Annotated in this window: 11 protein-coding genes; 1 reads left to right on the top strand and 10 read right to left on the bottom strand. The window is 37.6% G+C overall.

The window, feature by feature from the left end; all coding sequences use genetic code 11:
* Window positions 1–611 precede the first annotated feature (611 nt).
* Genes ND2E_RS01375 through ND2E_RS01395 form a run of 6 tightly spaced genes read right to left on the bottom strand, consistent with a single transcriptional unit; the run spans window position 612 to window position 7786 of the window.
* Window positions 612–827: an MbcA/ParS/Xre antitoxin family protein gene (locus ND2E_RS01375; protein ID WP_033095742.1), complete on the bottom strand. Its 216-nt coding sequence runs from the start codon at window positions 825–827 to the stop codon at window positions 612–614.
* The gene (locus ND2E_RS01380) at window positions 824–2266 is read right to left on the bottom strand and encodes a TnsD family Tn7-like transposition protein (protein WP_033095741.1); all 1443 of its coding nucleotides are present in this window, start codon (window positions 2264–2266) and stop codon (window positions 824–826) included. The genes ND2E_RS01375 and ND2E_RS01380 overlap by 4 nt, the downstream gene beginning before the upstream one ends.
* The gene (locus ND2E_RS22565; RefSeq protein ID WP_052057004.1) at window positions 2259–3239 is read right to left on the bottom strand and encodes a TniQ family protein; all 981 of its coding nucleotides are present in this window, start codon (window positions 3237–3239) and stop codon (window positions 2259–2261) included. The genes ND2E_RS01380 and ND2E_RS22565 overlap by 8 nt, the downstream gene beginning before the upstream one ends.
* A complete protein-coding gene (locus ND2E_RS01385; protein WP_033095740.1) occupies window positions 3229–4680 on the bottom strand; it encodes an ATP-binding protein in 1452 nt (483 codons plus the stop codon). The genes ND2E_RS22565 and ND2E_RS01385 overlap by 11 nt, the downstream gene beginning before the upstream one ends.
* A gap of 8 nt (window positions 4681–4688) precedes the next feature.
* Window positions 4689–6959, bottom strand: coding sequence for a hypothetical protein (locus tag ND2E_RS01390; RefSeq protein WP_033095739.1), 2271 nt, complete (start codon window positions 6957–6959; stop codon window positions 4689–4691).
* Window positions 6956–7786, bottom strand: coding sequence for a TnsA endonuclease N-terminal domain-containing protein (locus tag ND2E_RS01395; protein ID WP_033095738.1), 831 nt, complete (start codon window positions 7784–7786; stop codon window positions 6956–6958). Before ND2E_RS01395 ends, ND2E_RS01390 begins: the two co-directional genes overlap by 4 nt.
* A gap of 600 nt (window positions 7787–8386) precedes the next feature.
* On the opposite strand from ND2E_RS01395, the gene ND2E_RS01400 reads away from it, so the two are divergent.
* Entirely contained in the window at window positions 8387–10504 is a 2118-nt protein-coding gene (locus ND2E_RS01400) for an AAA family ATPase (protein ID WP_033095737.1), read from the top strand.
* 215 nt (window positions 10505–10719) lie between these two features.
* Here ND2E_RS01400 and gcvP read toward each other — a convergent pair whose 3' ends face one another.
* From gcvP to ND2E_RS01420, 4 genes are all read right to left on the bottom strand, one after another.
* Complete coding sequence (gene gcvP / locus ND2E_RS01405; protein WP_033095736.1) at window positions 10720–13617, bottom strand: aminomethyl-transferring glycine dehydrogenase; 2898 nt, start codon at window positions 13615–13617, stop codon at window positions 10720–10722.
* A gap of 138 nt (window positions 13618–13755) precedes the next feature.
* Window positions 13756–14145, bottom strand: coding sequence for a glycine cleavage system protein GcvH (gene gcvH, locus ND2E_RS01410; protein ID WP_033095735.1), 390 nt, complete (start codon window positions 14143–14145; stop codon window positions 13756–13758).
* Window positions 14146–14275: 130 nt separating this feature from the next.
* Window positions 14276–15364, bottom strand: a complete 1089-nt coding sequence (gcvT, locus tag ND2E_RS01415; protein WP_033095734.1) for a glycine cleavage system aminomethyltransferase GcvT — start codon at window positions 15362–15364, stop codon at window positions 14276–14278.
* Window positions 15365–15894: 530 nt separating this feature from the next.
* The gene (locus tag ND2E_RS01420; RefSeq protein WP_033095733.1) at window positions 15895–17217 is read right to left on the bottom strand and encodes a UbiH/UbiF/VisC/COQ6 family ubiquinone biosynthesis hydroxylase; all 1323 of its coding nucleotides are present in this window, start codon (window positions 17215–17217) and stop codon (window positions 15895–15897) included.
* Window positions 17218–17237: the final 20 nt, after the last annotated feature.

Raw genomic sequence — 17237 nt, 5'->3', positions numbered from 1 at the left:
AATCTGGATATATTCGACGCGGTGCGTCGGTACCTCATTTCAAAGAAATGAGAAAAACGCCATAAACTTACATTTTTAGTTTATAAAAATAATTATCGGTAATATTTAATTTTTATTGTTCTCAATTATATAAGGAGCACCGATTTTAAAAAATTTACAGTTGAAGAAGTAAAAAGATTTAACTTCAAAGCAAAATACCAAATTTAAATTTATTACAGAATTTTGTGCTAGATTTTCAAGGATAACAGAACGTTGAAATTAACTTAAAAACTCTAATAATTACCCTTACTTATGACTAAATAGTGAAGTTTATGGATAAGTTCTGGCTGCATATACTGGTAAACATCATCAATATTGAGGACTTCAACTTTTTGAAGGTAATGTTTTCCAGCATACTCTGAAATCCTGTCAGCATGCATAGGTTTCATTATAAAAATTCTAGCAGCCCAATTTAGTAAATCGATTGTACAAAGCGTACTGCCATATTGTTTGCAATACTTCTCACTCAATCCTGCCGACTTGAATTCAAAATCAGGGTGCTATTTTTTGAAATAATCTTCAGAAGTCTTAGAACGATGCATGTTAGCTGTACACAAGAAAAGAATATTCATCTACGAAAAATCTCCTGTTTTCATACGCTCTAACATCCCCAAAACCTCATTAATACCCTCAACGGAACCTAATAATAACAAAGGCGAAACACCATCTAGCGACACTTTAGGTCTAATTAACCAATCCTCAACCATATCTTCATTGCCTTTAAATAAGTTCATCAGTTCATCAATTACCTGTTGCGGTATTTCGACACCTTGAATTGTTGTCTTCATGATTTATTCCTTTTATTCCACGGCTGTTTCGCGGGTAAATGGCGATAAAGCCATTGTTTATCGAACCTAAATAGCCAGTTGTAATGTACAGACGCAGCCTTTTGAATTGCATGCCTTGTATTAAGTGATTCATTTCTCATTGCAATGAGTAGCTTAGCTCTACGGATATAACGCTTCATCCAATACCGGCGCTTAAGACGAGCTTCTACAACATCAGGGTTTTGGGATAGAATTTGCTCTACAGCCCCAACTGAGAAACCCATATCTATCGCTACAGACTTAGTTTTTTCATGACGCTTTAACTTTTCAAGAATCAGTACTCTTTCGTCCTCAAAAATACACTGCTCTCGCCTATTGATTTTAATATTATTTATAACCGCAATTTGCTTTACTTTCCCTACACTAAGGCTACTGTTTCTACTTGCTTCGCGTAAGCTATGTCCTTTTCTTAAAGTATTAAGCGCAACATTTTCATTATCATCAAGTTCTTGTTCTGTAAGTGTTTTTAGCTTAGTTCTATAATCAAAAACACTTTGTTCAAACATCAGAAGTTCTTCCATACTTTCAAATAGCATGGCAATAATCAAAATGTGCTTTAATGGGTGGTGTTGTGATTCAGAGTGATAGAATATGCTTGAAGGAAATGTTCGTGATTTTCCTAGTTCAAATATATCTGCAATGGCTTCATCATCCATCACTGGAGCCCAGAAGTCTTCAAGTAAAGTTCTAAGCTCAGTTTGATTAACAGAAAGAGATTCAGAAGCTAAACCAATATTTAAAAGCTTGTAACGATAAATATCGGCAAGCCTTTCCCCGTCTAATTGATGAAAGCTATTAGCCAACAAGTATTCAGTCACTTTAGCCAACTTTAAGGACTCAGGGCTTGCGATAGTCAATACAGAGCTATTTAGTTCTTGAGGAGGTAATCGAAGGCTTCTACGTTGCTTTACGTAAGGTATTAGTTTTAGCCCATGCTTAACGCATGCAGATACTCCAGGTAATTGATGCGTAACATGCCAGTATGCAACACCTTTATTTTCAATGTCACACTTTGAACATTTAGGGCAATAAAGTAATTCACTTGTATCATTAACTCTATTGGCTGTAATAGAGAGATATTTATGAATACGTTTAGTATCACCGGAGTAAATTAAGGATATGACTTTGTGGTAATTACTCTCACAGACGAAGCTTCGAAAAAAAGGAATAACAGTATGTTCATTTAATAGTTTATGAGCATTGATGCCCGACAGTTTCTCAAGTTCTGGGATAAAGCTTGGGAATGTAGAGTCAACCTGCTTACCTCTACTCCCCAAAAGTTCAGTTAGAATTCGTCCAAGATAAGGTTTTGGTGTATCAATAACCCAGCGAGAAACCCAGCTATATAAAGTCTCATCTTCAAATAATGCCGGGCAATATTGAACTAAGTCCTTATTCATCGGGCTCATCTCCCATCACCAATTTCAAAAACTCATGTTCTAAGCCAAGAGACTTGAGCATTAGTAACAGACTAATAGGTGGAACCTTGTTACCTCGAAAAACCGTAGTGACAATATTTAATAACTTTTGGTTTGGTTTTAATATCGATAGCTTATCTCGATTAAAATATGCCTCTATGACGCCATCATTAAGCCATTGGTTAAAGTCCAGCTGCATATTAGTAACATCTTTACGTAAAGATAAAGGAAGATTTCTAGGAAAAGAATCAAAACCAAAGTGACGCTTCATCAAGCCAATAAGTGATTCAACGGGAACAGCGGAGGTATTTTGTTGAAGATATAAACTTATAGATTCAATCCAATTAATCAATACTGAAGTGGGTAACTCTTTTGCTACCCACACACTATTACATGCAGGACAAAACCCGTCATGAGGCGGTAACCAGAATCTTTGAAATGTTTGAAAATTAAAGCCGCAGTCAGCGCAAGTTGTTTGTAGGGCGCAGCCGTGTTTATAGCATTTAAGCAGTGTTGGAACTTGGTGGTTGGTATGCCAATAGGTCGTACCATATTCTTGATAATCATCATGAGCACATTGCTTACACCACCGCCAATAATGAGCATGCTTAAGGTTTTGCTGTAACTTAGGCAGCAACTTGAAACTCTCCCCGCTCTTTAATAGTTCATCATTAAACAACCCAAGTTCTGTTGATGTTAAGAATGAGCGATAATAAGGAAGTAGAGTATGTTCTTTAAGTATAACCTCAAGCGGCATAGTCTCTTTATAATGACTAGCTAAATCACGAAAAACAGGACGCCAAACTGCTGAAGGCGTTAATTTTGTCAGGTTTGACGATACTTTTTTGCAAGTCATCAAAAAATCATTTCGCCCTGTTAAATCAAACCACCGAGCCAAGACACTTAGCAAATGCTCGTTAGGGAATAAATACGGCAACTCAACATTATTGTTCATCGTTACCTATCCCCTGTAAAAATTCATCAGAAGACAAGTCACTAGATACGCTAGCAACTGTGCCTTTTGAATTATCATCTGTTTTCAAAACTTTTGTAGGGTTGCTTTGTTGTAACTTAGCTACATTTTCAGCTTCAAGCTTTTCGCTATTAGAATAGGTAGGTTTTTTAGTCGACTTATCACGTATTAAAGATTCAAACTTTTCAGCGTTGTGCTTCCTCAAAGCAATTAACGCAGGATCAATCAAACTAAATTGCTGATCATAAACAACTCTTAATAATTCAGGGCTGAGTGTTGTAAAACCTTTTGATTGGTCGGTGACTTTATTAAAATCATGCTGCACTGCTTCATGATGCAAAAGTGCTAATCGAGTCATAATGGCAGGAAGCCCGCATGATAATCGGTGAAATTCAGATCGAAACTCTTCTAAACGAGTAGTATTAGTATCTAATATGAATGCACGGGGAAATAAAGCATTAAACAGGGTATTAAAGTGTTTAGAATCAAACTTATTTAAACCAAGGACGAATTGTCTATCGCTAAGCATACGTCTAACAATAGTAATATCATGACCTATGCGATGGTCATCCTCTTTGAGTGTTTGAAACAAATCAACACCTTGTCGGGTACAGCTTAAAATAACGGGAATGCCGATTTTATTAAATAAGCTTTCCAGTAATTGCAATGAAGGGCTATTTTCAACTTTTTTATAGCCTAAAATAAATTGTAATTCATCAATGTGAATTAAGCCTAAGAAATGCTTCATCGCTACATGTTGAACAGCGCCAAACATAACATCAGCACCAAATTTATTTTTATCTACCCATTCTTTTTTATGCTCAGTACCAAGTACATCATCTACCGCTTTAAAAAAGTTAGCGCACAAAGCTTTAGGGGAGCCTGTAGCCGGCATATCAATCGATAACCAATTCAATTGCTTTTTATTAAAAGGGGTTCCCTTATAGCTGCTATGCTGTACAGCTTGTGGAGTCTTGCTTAGTACACTTCTGATCAACGTAGTTTTACCGGTTCCTGATTCACCTGAGACAAGAACAGATGGTGCTGTTGTAGGAGCTAGCCCAGGGTAGTTTTCAGGTTTATACAGTTTTTTTTCACGTAATGAGTGTGAAATATTGGTATTTATTTTTACTGTTTCCGCAGAGAATGGGTTCCTATGGGTATAACCAAAAAGCTTCAAACTCATGATTTTATTATATAAAGCCTGGGTATAAGGATGAGGTGAATTAACAACTGATAATTGTCTGAGTTGCGACATTTGATAAACTTCAGGTAGCTGCCAATAATTATCCTGAGCATTGGGTAAAATTGTTAATGAATCGATCAACTTTTCGTTCGATAACTCAACCTGAATCGATTCCGACAAAGGATTGTTATTTAAATTTAAATCAAGGTGCTTATTATAACTTGCAGGTAATATCATGATGTCTCCTATAACAACGCATCGTTGTCAGAATCTAATTGAGGTTGAATTTGGGTAGGTGCTTGCGATAAAAGATCGCCCTGCAAAGCCAATTGATGGTCAATTGCTTTGATTACATGCTGAACGGCAACGAATACCTTTTGACGCTGCTTAATATCTCTTTGCACGCTTTTAGAAGTGTTTGTATCAGCACCTTCGATGGCATCCTCATTTAACCGCTTAAGCTCGGCTAATAAGTTGTTTCTTTGGATAGTCAGCTTTTTAGTATTTAGCTTATTTTGATGCCGTTTATCTTTAAACTGCTCTAATAAATGCTGTACTGGCTCCCAATGCTGGCCAATAAAAGGGCTACCGTTGTTAACATTTTTCAAGTCGAAACGAATATATTGACCGTCTGCCGTTTTATGCCACAAACTTGAAGTCCAAGATTTAGGTCTCTTAACAATAATCTTGAAAGAACCATTTAGGTTGGCAACTTTGAACCAGTCAGCTTCTTTTGCATAATCGGATAAGTACACTAAACCTTTAAAGTAGATCCCGTCCCCTCTGACAGTTGCTTCTTCCTCAGGAAGAAAAGCCCAATGGATACGGCCAGGGTCTATTTCACGACCATCTCTTCCACCATTCATTTCTTGCTTTAGTCCATGTAGATAAAGTGCTTCAGGTGTGATATCAATACCTGATTGAATCGCATTAATATCAAATCGGTGAAGTCTATCTGCTGATTTATTATTCTTAATGATTAGGTCTATTAACTGTATATTAATTGAGTCGTAATCAAGAAGTGCCTGCTGAGACGCATGTTGATCTCCACGCTGGGCATGTTGATTTAAAGCTCCTGGAACAAAGTGAACCCCTTTATTTTCTAAACACCTGAAAGCGCCTTCTACTGTACCTTTTGCATCCCCTCTGTAAACAGCTGCAAAGCTATAACCTCGAATACCAAGCTCAGCCTGTAAGACGGTACTAATCACTTTATCGGGTTGCTCAGTTCCATTATCTACTGCTGCTTGTACTGGAACATGATGAGCAGGCCAATCACCTTCAGTTATTGAGTAATTAAACCGTGCAGCAAATTCAACTTTACATGAGCAAGCATTAACTAAAGCTTGTGCTGCCCCTTCCCAATTAGGTCCATCAAACCCTAAATAGAACCCAACAATCATTGTTGAGTAAACATCGATAACTAAATAAAGGACAGGACGCCCCATACTGTATTGGCCTGTAGTATCGAATGGATATCTCACATAAACATCAAGTACAGTAGCATCAATTTCATAGCGATATGTTGATCCGATAACCCCCTCTAATGCAGAGCCTTGTCTATCAGCGAAATCTTTTTCGTAACTAATATTTCCGTGTTTAATTTGAAGGTATAACTGTTTATCAATAATGCGTTTTAAATGATAATAAACCTGCTCTTCAGATAAGCAGTCTTCTTCTCTTTCGAAGGGAATTCTAATTTGGTGAATTTCACCTTCAATTTCCCGTTCTAGAATGGTCGTTTCAAAGTTGAACTGATAAAGCTCAATCGCTTTCTTAAAAGTAAAGTTAGGATATTCTTTTTTACCTTTTTCAGACTTTAAAAATTTAACTAGCTTCGCAATATTGCTTTTGTGCTCAGCAGTAATACCAATATTGGAGGCTGAGATTCTTGCCTGCCTAACGGGTTTACGGCCCCTTTTAATATTTGTATCTTCAATTTTTAGAGGGACTTTATAATTACTACCAGAATTTTTAAGTTTACAGGGCAACAATGCATTAGGATGACAACCAAAGACAATATAACGATTCAAGGCATTGTAATAAGCGCCTTTTGTTGTCCATACCTCTTTCTTCTTATCGGAATTAACCTTAAGTAATTTAGCTTTTAGTAAATCAGCGTTAGCTAAATTACTTTTAATCAGTTCCTCAAGCTCATCAGCAACACCGTCACCATAGATATATTGATTAATTAGCTCAGGAGTCGTTAAAGGTGCAGTTAACCAGTGCTTCCAATCCCGATTAATGAGCCATGTCTCACGCCTCTGTTTAATAAGCTCTTTATCACTAAAAGACATCTCTCCTGGATAATCAAACTGCTCAGATTCAACGCCTTTTTTACGTATAAGAGCTACTAAGTCTGTTACTTTCCAGGGTTTAGGTTTAGAAAAGTTATCCTTACTACTAACATGTTTAGCATCTGCAACGGCAGCGAAGCGATAATCAAGACTCACATGGCAAACCAAGATTTCTTGCTGAGGGCTAGGAACTTTAATCAATTGACCTACATAAATCATAATTCGAGCTCCACTGGACGGAACAGCCGAATATGTTTATCACAATTGATAGGTAGCAAATTATGCAACCCCATATACTGGAAAAGGCTCTGGATATGCTGAAAAGACTTACCAGTTTTGCCTGCTAACGTTTTAAAATGATCTTGCAACCACTTGTGTGGTGCTGACAACCAAGCTTCAACAAATCCAATAGCAAATTCAGTGAGCTCACTTTTTGAAGCCTTAAAATCATACGCTAACTCGAAGTAATCAAAATTCCATGCTTCAGCCTTTGTGGCATCTCGCTCGGTAAGCACGCGATAATCAACACCCCTTGCTTTCCAATATTGTCGCTCGATATCAAACTTCTGCCACGTGCGAGGTTTAATCTTATTTACCTTACCATCTACTTCTTCATAAATTTGCTCCCAGTACTTAAAGGTGTATGCGACACGGTATGTTGAGCCACTTTTATTCATATATGTAACAACAAAGTCGGTTGTCATTACATAACCTAAATTCGTTTCCCAATCTCGTGGGTGAATTGCATTTAAAGCTATAGCAATATCAAGCGTCTCATCAATATCAAGAGCATACTGCTCTTCAATTTTTACAACACTTTTAGATGAAAGGATTTTCTTATAGGTTCGGTATTCACCGTCTGATAGCAGGTGTACATGCCGCTTTTGAATAGGACAAAATAACCAATGACGGCGACCAATTTGATTAACATCTCGCACGGTGAGATAAGGTCGGTATTTTTCAAGAAGATCCTTCTTCCATTTATTCAATTTTGTAACAGTTTCTTTGTTTACTGTTACCTCAGTTCTTCTTTTTACTTTGCTCATTTTTCCACCTATTTTTAAAAGGCGAAATGTAGCAAAAACAATCTACTCACGGAAGACTGCACAATAACATAAGAGTATGATATAATTAGACTTTATTATACAGTATCGGCTGAAATGTCATTAGATATTAAATACTAGAAATAAAAAACCAAAACGGAAATAGATAAGTAATTGATAGATATGAAAATGAAAAAACAGGCTGATTTAGCATATTAATAAGTATCTATAATGGCATTTAATAAAAAACCTCCCAGATATTCATATTTGTTATATCAACAGTGTACCTATTCCAAAATGTTCTACTCCAAAATAAATTTATTTTTTAGGTTAATATAAAAATAGTAAATAACCAGAAGATTGATGAATAAACTACCTAAAACTTTCGCTAAAAAATTCATCATTTCGCTAGGTAACATAGCTAAATTTGGATGAGTGAAAATATTTGCTCAATATGTACCTTTATAACTTTGACTTAGAAACGGTCCAAAAACCCACCTCTTGATGCTAATCAACTTAAAGCACAAGAAATGGAATGACACACACATCAATGTATGCTTAATATTTACCTATTAAATTAATGAATCATCAAGAGATTTTGATATGGATATCCAAATAAACAACTGCAATAACATCACTTCGGCAAATGTTGCAATTTCACCCAATAAGCTGAATATTAAATTTGCACCTAACGGAACCGGGAAAAGCACTATTTCCAAAGCCATCCAGTTTGCTTCTAGTAATGATGAAGTTGCACTTGCAAACCTTCTTCCTTTTAAGCTACGAGAAAACAACCCAGATAACATTCAACCAGAAGTTGTAGGGATTGAACAAGAATATGACACGCTTTGTTTTAATGAGGAATATGTAAGCAAATTCACATTCCAACCCGATGAGTTAGTAAATAATAGCTTTGATATTTTTATTCGAACAGAGTTTTACCAAGAAAAAGAGGCTGAAATTCAGGAGTTTATAAAGGCTGTTCGTGAGCAGTTTGTAAATGCTCCTGACTTAGAAAATCTTTTGACACATCTAAAAGAGTTATCTGGTGCTTTTAAAGTTACCGCTGCCGGAGGTTTGGCTAAGACATCTACTGGAGCGAAGGCTCTGGCCGGGGCCAATAAGATTGACCATATACCGGCAGGGTTGGAATCATACCAACCATTTATTCAAAGCGATAAAAGTGTTACATGGGTTGATTGGCAATCAAAAGGGCATAGTGATTTTTCTCACCTATCAGATTCATGTCCATTTTGTACTAACGATGCCACGGACCAGAAAACTCAAATTGCCAAGGTTGGTGAAGAATACGACAAAAACCTAATTAAAAATCTCGTAAAAATTGTCACTGTAATTAACGAGCTTGGTGACTACTTTTCTGAGACGGCACTTATCGACTTAAATGTCATTAAATCACTGGAAAATGGACTAGAAAGAGAACATGAAACATTTCTCGTTACAGTGAAGTCACAAATTGATGATTTAGTTTTAAAGCTTGAAAAACTCAAAAGCCTAACAGGGTTTGATTTTGAAGAAGGCGAAAATGTTCGAGAAAAACTAGATGCATATAAAATAGATCTTCAATTTTTCGATAAGCTGAATTCTGATAAAACAAATGAATCAATTAACACCATTAATCAATCAGTAGACGTTCTGATGCAACAGGCTGGCCCTTTACAAGGCAAAATAAATCAACAACGTGGGGAAATGCGGAGACTAATTGAAAAACATCAGAATGATATAAACGATTTTCTTACGTTTGCAGGCTATCGCTATCAAGTTCAGATTGTTGGTGAAGGTGAACAATCACAATTAAAGTTACGTCACTTAGAGCATTCAAATCATCTAAGCGGCGGTAGTCAGCATTTGAGTTTTGGGGAGCGGAACGCTTTTTCTATAGTGTTATTTATGTATGAGTGTATAGCTAAGAGCCCTAATTTAATAATTCTAGATGATCCAATTTCGTCATTTGATAAAAATAAAAAATTTGCCATCTTACAGATGCTTTTCAGGCGTGAAGCAAGAGAATGTCTAAAGGGACGAACGGTACTAATGTTAACCCATGACGTTGAGCCTATAATCGATACCTTAAGGTCAGTACGAGGTCAATTTAGCAATCAAGTTTCAGCTGCTTATTTAAAGCTACTAAATGGAGAAATAACAGAACAATCAATCTCAAGTGAGGATATCAAAACTTTTATACAAATTTGCGAACAGGTGTTCCAATCTGATTTAGACCCAATTATCAAACTCATTTATTTACGCCGAAGATATGAAGTTTTGGGGGAGCTTGGTAACGCATACCAGACTCTTTCGAATATATTTAAAAAGCGAGAAGAGGCTATAGATCATAGAATACCGCTAGACGATGGTGGTGTAGCTCTAATGCAACTTGATGCCTTGAACTCAGGTATAGCTGAAATATGTGGATTTATCCCAGAACTTTCCGATAATTATTCATCAATAGTAGCTATATTTAGTGATGATGAACGTGTTAGAGGGTTATATCAGGCAAGTATTAACGGTTATGAGAAGCTACAATTAACAAGAATTTTGTTAGATATTGAAGTCATTGGGAATTCGGTTATCCGAAAATTCATCAATGAGACATATCATATTGAGAATGAGTTTATCTTTCAGCTAAACCCGACACAGTTCGATTTGATACCGGAATATGTTGTGGATGAATGTGACAAGATTTTAGCTGATGTCATGCCCTGAACAATAATTAACTAAGACACTATTTTGACTATCAACTAATAACCATGATATTTATTACGACCATCAGGTATTTATTAACATAAAAAAAGCGAACCGACTGGTTCGCTTTTTAATTAATCGTCTGATAACTGATTTAATTAGTCACAATCTCTATTTCAGTCACAACCTTTATTAAAATAGTCACAAACTTTATTATCAGTTATCATTTGAAAAAATTAATCTTCGTAAGCTGATACAGGAGGACATGAACAAATTAAGTTTCTGTCTCCAAATACATCATCAATACGGTTAACCGTTGGCCAGAACTTGTTAGCCGTCACTGCTGTTACCGGGAATACAGCTTCTTGAACCAAGTAAGCACGATCCCATGGTTCTGTAATATCCGCTAATGTATGTGGTGCATTGTGCAGTGGGTTGTTATCTGCAGTCCACTCACCTGATTCAACTTTACGTACTTCATCACGAATACAAACCATTGCTTCGATGAAACGATCAAGCTCAACTTTAGATTCTGATTCCGTTGGCTCAATCATGAAGGTACCCGCTACTGGGAACGACATCGTTGGAGAATGGAAACCGTAATCCATTAAGCGTTTAGCCATATCAACTTCAGTGATACCTGATGAAGCTTTAAGTGGACGTAAGTCAACAATACACTCGTGTGCAACACGGCCGTTTTTACCTGTATATAAAATTGGGTAATGTTCGCTTAATTTCTTCGACACGTAGTTAGCGTTAGTGATTGCATATTTAGTTGCATCAGTAACACCTTTTTTACCTAACAAGGCAATGTAAAGGTATGTGATAGGTAAAATACTAGCACTACCAAAAGGAGCTGATGAAACCGCGCCGTTACCTTTTGTTGCTTCATCTACGTTGATTAACGCATGATCTGGCAAGAATGGTGCTAAGTGAGACTTAACGCCAATAGGTCCCATACCTGGGCCGCCGCCGCCATGTGGAATTGCGAATGTTTTGTGTAAGTTAAGGTGAGAAACATCAGCACCGATGAAACCTGGTGATGTTAAACCTACTTGTGCGTTCATGTTCGCGCCATCAAGGTACACTTGACCGCCATTGTCATGAATGATGTTACAGATTTCTGCAATCGTTGTTTCATATACACCATGCGTTGATGGGTAAGTGATCATGATACAAGCAAGGTTGTCAGCTAACTCTTCAGCTTTCGCTTTCAAGTCGTCCATGTCAACGTTACCTTCTTTATCACACGCAACGATAACTATTTTCATATCAACCATCATTGCTGATGCTGGGTTTGTACCATGAGCAGAAGCAGGAATTAAACAGATATTACGATGCGAGTCACCACGGCTTTCATGATACTTGCTAATAGCGATTAAGCCAGCGTATTCACCTTGAGCACCTGAGTTTGGTTGCATAGACATTTTGTCGTAACCTGTTAACTCAACTAACCATTTAGCTAGCTCATCAATCATTGCTTTGTAACCTTGAGCTTGGTCAACTGGTGCAAATGGGTGCATATTAGCAAATTCAGGCCACGATACTGGGATCATCTGTGCGGTTGCATTTAACTTCATTGTACAAGAACCTAAAGAAATCATTGAGTGGTTCAATGCTAAATCTTTGTTTTCAAGTTTTTTGATATAACGAAGCATTTCTGTTTCGCTGTGGTACGAGTTAAATACTGGGTGAGTTAAAATTGCTGACTCACGAACTAATGACGCAGGAATTGATGAATGTCCAGAAGCAACGATTTGCTCATCAAGGTCATTCACGTCTAAACCGTGACCTTCACCTAATAAGATATCAAAAAGTTGTGCTACTTTTGCGCGTGTAGTGGTTTCATCTAAAGAGATTGAGATTTGACCATCAACGTCTGTGCGCAAGTTAGTATTAGCAGCTAATGCACGTGCTACGATTTCGTCTTTGTTATCAACGTTAAACGTTAATGTGTCAAAGTAGTTAGCATGAACAGCAGTTAAACCTTTGGTAGCGGTACCTAAACATAAAATGTCTGTTAAACGGTGAATACGGTTAGCAATAGTTTTTAAACCTTGAGGACCGTGGTATACCGCGTAGAACGCAGCCATGTTGGCAAGTAATACTTGTGCTGTACAAACGTTTGAGTTAGCTTTTTCGCGACGGATATGTTGCTCACGCGTTTGCATAGCCATACGTAGTGCTGGTCTATCACGAGTATCTTTTGATACACCGATAATACGGCCAGGTAATGAACGTTTGTATTTTTCTGATGTAGTGAAGAATGCAGCGTGTGGACCACCGTAACCCATTGGCACACCAAAACGTTGGCTTGAACCAATAACAGCATCTGCGCCTAATTCACCAGGAGATTTCAATAAGACTAAGCTCATGATATCGGCAGCAACCGCTACAATCGCTTTTTTCTCGTGGATTTTAGCAATTAATTCACTAACATCGCTTACTTCACCTGAGGCGCCAGGGTATTGGATAAGTGCGCCGAAAATGTCGTGCTCTGCAGCATCAGCAGCAGGAGCAACAACGATGTCAAAACCAAACATTTCTGCACGTTGTTTAACAACGTCAATGGTTTGTGGGTAAACATCATCTGAGATGAAGAATAAGTTAGATTTTTTGTTTTTAGAAACACGTTTGGCTAATGCCATCGCTTCTGCTGCTGCTGTACCTTCATCTAATAATGAAGCAGAAGCAAGCTCAAGACCAGTAAGGTCGATACACATTTGTTGGTAGTTCAATAATGATTCTAAACGACCTTGTGCAATTTCTGGCTGGTACGGCGTGTAAGCGGTATACCAACCTGGGTTTTCTAGTACGTTACGTAAAATAACGTTAGGTGTTAAGGTACCGAAGTAACCTAAACCAATATATGTGTCGTTCACTTTATTTAAGCTAGCTACGGCTTTTAAATCGGCCAATGCTTGTACTTCAGTTTTGCTTTCTTCAACATTTGGAAGATCAGCAAGACGAATATCACTTGGTACGATTTCATCAATTAACGCATCAACAGATTCTACGCCAAGGTCATTTAGCATGGCTTGAGTTTCTGATTCACTTGGGCCAATATGGCGACGGATAAAATCTTGAGTTTGCTCTAACTCAGCTAATGAGTTAACAGTTGCTTTTGAGGTCATAACAGTTTCACTTAAATAATCTAGAATAAAAGAAAGCCTCAAACCTAATGAGTTAGAGGCTTAATATTAAGAACTATGTTTAACAAAAGTAATCAATGCTTAGGCAAGTAGACTAAACGTGATTAAGGTCGCTAAATATTAGTCTTCGTCGATAGAGTTCTTGTAACCTTCAGCGTCAAGTAAGTTTTCTAACTCACCAGCATCATCAAGTTTAACTTTAAACAACCAACCTTCACCAAAAGCATCTGAGTTAAGTAACTCTGGCGCGTCTTCAAGTTCTTCATTGATTTCAACAACAGTACCCGATACAGGTGCGTAAATATCTGAAGCAGCTTTAACTGATTCTGCAACAGCAACATCATCACCAGCGCTGATTTCATCATCAACATCAGGTAACTCTACAAATACCATATCACCTAAAAGGCCTTGAGCGTGGTCACTGATACCAACAGTAGCGATACCGTCACTGTCTACGCTAACCCATTCGTGTGAAGTTGCGAATTTTAATTCTGAAGGAATATTGCTCATTTTTATGTTTCCTGTTTAAATTTTTTATTTATTTTAAATAAAGTAACCACATATTCACGTTAAGTTACTCAGTAGAATTTTTACTTAAGTTAGTTACTCTATAATATAGAACATCTAACTTAATTTTCAATTAGAATACTTTTTTGCCGTTACGAACAAAACTAGGTTTAGTCACTTGAACTTTAATCAGTTTTTTACGCATTTCAACTTCAATGGTATCGCCTACTTTCACGCTACGTGGTACACGTGCTAAAGCAACACTGTGTCCTAATGTTGGTGAGAACGTACCAGACGTAATTTCACCATTACCAAATTCACTTACTACAACTTGATGAGAACGAAGAACACCTTTACCTTCAAGTACTAAGCCAACAAGCTTAGGTTGATCACCCGCTGCTTTTTGTGCGGTTAGTACGTCACGACCGATAAAGTCACGGTCTGTAGGATCCCAGCTGATTGTCCACGCCATGTTAGCGGCTAATGGTGAAACAGTTTCATCCATATCTAAACCATAAAGGTTCATGCCCGCTTCTAAACGTAGTGTATCACGAGCACCTAGACCACAAGGAACTACACCTTCGTCTAATAGTTTTTGCCAAAAATCTTCAGCAGAGCTATTTGGTACAATAATTTCGTAACCGTCTTCACCAGTATAACCTGTAGTAGCAATAAATAAATCACCTACTTGCACACCATAGAATGGTTTCATGCCTTCAACAGCAACAATTTGCTCTGCTGTTAATAAATTAGCTACTTTTGCTTTCGCTTCAGGGCCTTGTACGGCAAGCATGCCAAATTCAGGGCGTTCTGTGATAGTAATATCAAAACCTGAAGATTGTTTAGCCATCCAAGCAAGATCTTTTTCACGTGTCGCTGAGTTAACAACTAAACGGTAATCAGTATCAGAGAAGAAGTAGATGATTAAGTCATCAATCACCCCGCCTTCTTCATTTAACATACCTGTGTATAACGCTTTACCCGGTGTTGCTAATTTAGCAACATCGTTAATCACTAAACGACGTAAAAAAGCTTTTGCATCTGCGCCTTGCACATCAACAATCGTCATGTGTGAAACATCAAACATGCCGGCATCGGTTCTTACTGCGTGATGCTCTTCAATTTGAGAGCCGTAGTTGATCGGCATATCCCAGCCAAAGAAATCAACCATTTTTGCGCCTGATGCTAAATGCTTTGCATGTAATACTGTTTTATTAGTCATGTGTTCCACCTAAGAATTTTCAAAGTTGATTGATTATAGCCGCCACCCGCTGTTGATTCAACAGGAAAATCCATTTTTTTAAAATTTAAACCAGCGTTTTATACAAAATCAGAATTAAATTTTTCAAAGGTGCCTTTTACAAAATTAATCTCATTATTGACTCAGTGTTCTAGGCATAGAACAAATAAAAGCCAATAAGTATTTCTACGCGTTATTGTAAAAGATGCGGTTTTTAAGACAATTGAGCGACAATTACTAGAAATGTCGTCTTTTTAATGGGCTTTTCTTTAATAAAGGCAACAAGTTTACGACGCCTTATTTGATATTTTCAAAAATGATTAGTACTCGTTCCCTTTGCATTATTTTACTAATGCTTAATGTCGACAAGTTTATGTAGGTTTAGAGGTTACAAATAGTAGGTATTAAAAGGGATGAACTTAACGATTGCTACTATACCTAAGAAAGACTCTTTTTATACTATCTGAGAGTCTTTCTCAGTACGCTTTGTATTACACTTATTTGATGAAGCGTTATAGTGCATCTTTTTGGTAAGCAAGTTCTGGTAGGTCAGATTTGATACCTAATGCTTGAGCAATAAGACGATTTTTAGCAGGAGCAAAGTGATTAAGCACATTCATACCGACACCACGAAGCAATTTAACGGGTGACTGTTGTGGGGCAAAGGCTTGTTTTATACCAGCCATTGCGGTGATCATCTCTGTTGCTTCACTTTTACGCCAGCGAGAAAACGCTTTTAGATCTGATGCATTAACTAGTTCAGGGTAATTTTCATCATGCTCATCAAGCGTTGAAGTTAAGGTTTGTGCTAAAGCTGCCGCATCGAGTAAACCTAAATTAACACCTTGTCCAGCAAGTGGATGTATAGTGTGCGCCGCATCACCAATAAGCACTACACGATCTTTTACAAAGTCTTGTGCTAAACGCATGGTCAGTGGGTAAGTAAAGCGCTCGCTTTCAAGCGTGATATCACCTAACTTACCATCACTAGCTGCTGTTAGCTCTTTGGCAAAGTCGATACTATCAAGTGCTGTTAACCGTTTTGCATCTTCTGGCGCAGTTGAATAAACAATAGAGCATAAATTATTTGCTGAGTCAGCAGTGCCTTGTAGAGGAGTTCCTTGTTTCCCTGAATTTAAAGGTAAAAAGGCTAATGGACCTGTTGGTAAAAACACTTGCCATGCGGTATTTTTATGACCTTGAGGGCATTTAACTGTCGCAACAATCGCGTGATGATCGTAATCTTTAAAGATCATCGCCATGTTCATTTGTTGACGTACCCATGAGTTAGCACCATCGGCACCCACCACGAGTTTTGCGATAATTGGTGCTGTGGGTGAACTGTCGCCATGACGATCATCAGGCGAAGGTTCACTAGCAAAAGTGGCAAAGACTTCACTATCGCCCTGACTAATACTGGCTAATTTATTACCATTAAAAAAATGAATTCCTTCATCGAGCTCTGCTTGTTGCCATAGAGCGTGGCGAATCACTTTATTTTCAATGATCCAACCAAGATTGTCTTCTGAGGGGAAAGTCGCGCTATCTTTAGCTGAAAAATCAAGTTTACCTAACCCCGCTTTATCCCATACGTGCATGTGCTGATAATCTTGTATTCGGCTATTTTCTAGAGCAGACCAAACGCCTAGATTAGCAAAGATATTTTTGCTAGCGACATTAATCGCACTGACTCTTACATCGATAGTGTCATCAAGTTCAGGTACCGCTGAGGTATCAACCATAGCAATTTTTAACTGGCTATTTTTCCGTAAGGCTAACGCAAGTGTTAAACCTACCATGCCTGCGCCAACGATTAACACATCAAATTTTTGCATTTTCTCTCTTCTTGAAGTTA

The organism is Colwellia psychrerythraea (assembly GCF_000764225.1).
In the GTDB taxonomy this organism is placed as follows: Bacteria; Pseudomonadota; Gammaproteobacteria; order Enterobacterales; family Alteromonadaceae; genus Colwellia; species Colwellia psychrerythraea_D.
This window is presented reverse-complemented; position numbering and strand designations above follow the sequence as displayed.

Coding starts and splice junctions, on each gene's coding strand:
- ND2E_RS01375 (WP_033095742.1), bottom strand. CDS start 827: ATGAAGACAACAATTCAAGGTGTCGAAATACCGCAACAGGTAATTGAT.
- ND2E_RS01380 (WP_033095741.1), bottom strand. CDS start 2,266: ATGAATAAGGACTTAGTTCAATATTGCCCGGCATTATTTGAAGATGAG.
- ND2E_RS22565 (WP_052057004.1), bottom strand. CDS start 3,239: ATGAACAATAATGTTGAGTTGCCGTATTTATTCCCTAACGAGCATTTG.
- ND2E_RS01385 (WP_033095740.1), bottom strand. CDS start 4,680: ATGATATTACCTGCAAGTTATAATAAGCACCTTGATTTAAATTTAAAT.
- ND2E_RS01390 (WP_033095739.1), bottom strand. CDS start 6,959: ATGATTTATGTAGGTCAATTGATTAAAGTTCCTAGCCCTCAGCAAGAA.
- ND2E_RS01395 (WP_033095738.1), bottom strand. CDS start 7,786: ATGAGCAAAGTAAAAAGAAGAACTGAGGTAACAGTAAACAAAGAAACT.
- ND2E_RS01400 (WP_033095737.1), top strand. CDS start 8,387: ATGGATATCCAAATAAACAACTGCAATAACATCACTTCGGCAAATGTT.
- gcvP (WP_033095736.1), bottom strand. CDS start 13,617: ATGACCTCAAAAGCAACTGTTAACTCATTAGCTGAGTTAGAGCAAACT.
- gcvH (WP_033095735.1), bottom strand. CDS start 14,145: ATGAGCAATATTCCTTCAGAATTAAAATTCGCAACTTCACACGAATGG.
- gcvT (WP_033095734.1), bottom strand. CDS start 15,364: ATGACTAATAAAACAGTATTACATGCAAAGCATTTAGCATCAGGCGCA.
- ND2E_RS01420 (WP_033095733.1), bottom strand. CDS start 17,217: ATGCAAAAATTTGATGTGTTAATCGTTGGCGCAGGCATGGTAGGTTTA.